Genomic DNA, 1,934 nt, shown 5'->3' with positions numbered 1-1,934 from the left:
GCCACCGCCTCCGGTGCGGCCGGCATGTGTGGCGGCCAGGCGCTGGATATCGACGCCACCGGCCAGTTGCAAACGGTGGCCGAGCTGGAGCGCATGCATGCACTGAAAACCGGCGCGCTGATCCGCGCGGCCGTGCGCATGGGCGCGTTGTGCGGCGGTGCCGGCCAAACCGACCTGGCCACGCTCGACACGTTTGCCAACGCCCTGGGACTGGCGTTCCAGGTGCGCGATGACATCCTCGATGTGGAAGCCAGTTCCGAGCAGCTGGGCAAGACCGCCGGCAAGGACCAGGCCCAAGACAAGTCCACCTTCCCGGCGCTGCTGGGCATGGACGGCGCCAAGGCCCGCCTGCAGACGCTTTCTTTGCAGATGGACGAATGCCTGCAGGGCTACGGCGAAGGCGCCAGCGCGCTGGCCGCATTGGCACGGCTGACGGTGCAGCGCACCCACTGAACCCACAGATCGCCCCACAAAAAAGGCCCGGAATTTCCGGGCCTTTTCGTTTCACCTTGCGCCGGTTACTTGATCAGGCGGATGGCGAACGGGTAGCGGTAGGCTTCGCCCCGGTTGGCGGCCAGACCGGCCAGGATGCTCAGCACGATGCAGGCGACCCACGCGGCGAAGTTGATCAGCATGCCGATCAGGATGACCGTCAGGATCGTGCCGATGATGTACACCCCGGTCAGCGTGATCTGGAAGTTGAGGGCTTCCTTGGACTGGTCGGTGAGGAACGCCTTCTCCGGCTTGTCCTTGTTCACCAGCCACACGATCAGCGGCACGATGAACCACAGCACGATGCCCGACAGATGCACCAGCATGGCAAGCGTGTTGTCATCGCCCTGCGCAGGGCTCGACGGCGGCGGCGGCGGAGTGGTGATGTTGTCGAAGTCGCTCATTGCGTTCCCCTTATTCCTTTGTTGGATTGTTGTGTCCGGCGGCAGACCGGAGTCGGTCCACGCCGCTCACCGACAGGATACGTCAATCGTTACCGGCAACCGTCATTTTCCCCACCAGGATCGAGCCGGTGGAGACATGCGAGCGCGGGTCGACGTCGCTGCCCACCGCCTCGATGCTGGCAAACATCTGCTTGAGGTTGCCGGCGATGGTGATGCCGTCCACCGGATAGGCGATCTGGCCGTTCTCCACCCAGAAACCGCCCGCGCCGCGCGAGTAGTCGCCGGTCACGCCATTGACGCCCTGCCCCATCAGCTCGGTCACCAGCAGGCCGGTGCCCATCCCCGCCAGCAGGGAAGCCCGGTCACCGGCGTTGGCGGCGACCTTGAGATTGTGCACGCCGCCGGCGTTGGCGGTGGTGGTCAGCCCCAGCTTGCGCGCCGAGTAGCTGCTCAGGATGTAGCGCTGCAATATGCCGCCGCTGACCAGCGCCGAATCGCGGGTGGCCACGCCTTCGCCGTCGAAGCACACGAGCGCAGGCCGCGACGCAGCAGCGGCCGCTCGTCGATGGCGAACCAGTCCGGGAACAGCGAGGTGCCGGCGCTGTCGAGCAGGAAGCTGGCACGGCGATACAGCGCGCCACCGGAAACCGCACTGAGCAGGTGGCCGATCAGCGAGCGCGCCATTTCCGCACTGAACAGCACCGGCACCTCGCCGGTCGGCAGCGAACGCGGCTGCAGCCGGGCGACGGTGCGCTCGGCGGCCCGCCGGCCCACAGCCGCGGGATCTTCCAGGTCTTCCCGGGCGATAGCACTGGTGTACCAGCCGTCACGCTGCATGCCATCGCCCTGCCCGGCAATCAGCGCGCAGCCGATGGAATGGTGGCTGCTGCGCTCGCGGCCGATGAAACCGTGCGAGTTGGCGTACACCGACAGGCTCTGCGCGGTCGCCGCCGAAGCGCCGTCGGAATTGCTGATCCGGCCATCGGCCTGGCGCCCGGCCGCCTCGCAGGCCAGCGCCAGATCCACCGCCTGCTCGGC

General features: G+C 67.2%; 2 protein-coding genes and 1 pseudogene. 1 reads left to right on the top strand and 2 read right to left on the bottom strand.

The features are described 5' to 3' along the window. On the top strand, positions 1-453 hold a 453-nt coding region (locus tag JCM9942_RS14865; protein WP_172675146.1), incomplete at its 5' end, for a polyprenyl synthetase family protein. 65 nt (positions 454-518) lie between these two features. Here JCM9942_RS14865 and JCM9942_RS14860 read toward each other — a convergent pair. Both JCM9942_RS14860 and JCM9942_RS14855 read right to left on the bottom strand, forming a co-directional pair. After that, positions 519-896 (bottom strand): DUF4870 domain-containing protein, encoded by a 378-nt coding sequence (locus tag JCM9942_RS14860; protein ID WP_054660612.1) that lies wholly within the window; start codon positions 894-896, stop codon positions 519-521. Between the two features lie 82 nt (positions 897-978). Continuing rightward, positions 979-1,934: pseudogene (locus JCM9942_RS14855) on the bottom strand (metallopeptidase TldD-related protein); the annotation flags it as partial.

It is taken from the genome of Stenotrophomonas pictorum JCM 9942 (genome assembly GCF_001310775.1).
Classification (GTDB): domain Bacteria; phylum Pseudomonadota; class Gammaproteobacteria; order Xanthomonadales; family Xanthomonadaceae; genus Stenotrophomonas; species Stenotrophomonas pictorum.
Note: the sequence above shows the minus strand (reverse complement) of the source record. Positions and strands in the feature narration are given on the sequence as shown.